1 pseudogene is annotated in these 758 nt (G+C 78.8%); it reads left to right on the forward strand.

The features are described from left to right. A pseudogene (locus JX613_RS19685) lies at nt 1-758 on the forward strand (hypothetical protein); the annotation flags it as partial.

A 758-nucleotide genomic window follows, 5' to 3' on the forward strand; every position in this document is an offset into this window, starting at 1 on the left:
AGCCCCCCGCCGCCCAGGCCGAGCCGAAGCCGCAGCGTCAGCGCGCCGAACAGGCCGAACCCGCCGCGCCGCAGCGGGCCGAACGCCAGCGCAAGCCTGACCGCCCCGAGCCCGAGCCCGAACCCAAGGCGGAACGCCCGGCCCAGGCGGCACGCGAACAGCAGCGCCAGCGTCCCGCCGACAGCGCCGAAGGCCGCGCCGCCCAGCAGGAGGAAAAGCCGCAGCGTGCCCGGGACCGCGCCGCCCGCCAGTCCGCCGAGGAGGAGGCCACCGAACGTGGCCAGGCCGAACGCCCCGAGGAACCCGCCCGCCGCCAGAACCGCGAGCGCCCCGAACAGGCGGCGCGCCGGCAGAACGGGGAACGCCCCGCTGATGGCCCGCGCGATCCCCAGGCCGACCGGCCCGCGCAGCGCCAGCGTCAGGCCGCGCCCGAACCGGAATCCAGGCCTGAACCCCGCGACGAACGTCGCCCGCAGCGCGCGGACGGCGACGATCCCCTGGGACAGGCGCTGGACCGCGAACGGCAGGCCGGGCAGCCCCCCGCCGACGCGCCCGGCAAGCCCCCGCGCCGACAGGCGGGAGAGACGCCGGACGAACAGGCCCTGCGCGAACGGCTGCAACGCGAGCAGGAACAGCGCAACACCACGGCCGAGGGGGGAGGCCAGCCGCAACGGGCGGGTCAGCGCGCCCCGCAACCGGCCCGCGCGCCCGAGGCGGATGCCCCCCGCAGCGAAGCCGCCCGCCAGGCCGCGCGGGAA

It is taken from the genome of Paracoccus shandongensis, assembly GCF_017315735.1.
Classification (GTDB): Bacteria; Pseudomonadota; Alphaproteobacteria; order Rhodobacterales; family Rhodobacteraceae; genus Paracoccus; species Paracoccus shandongensis.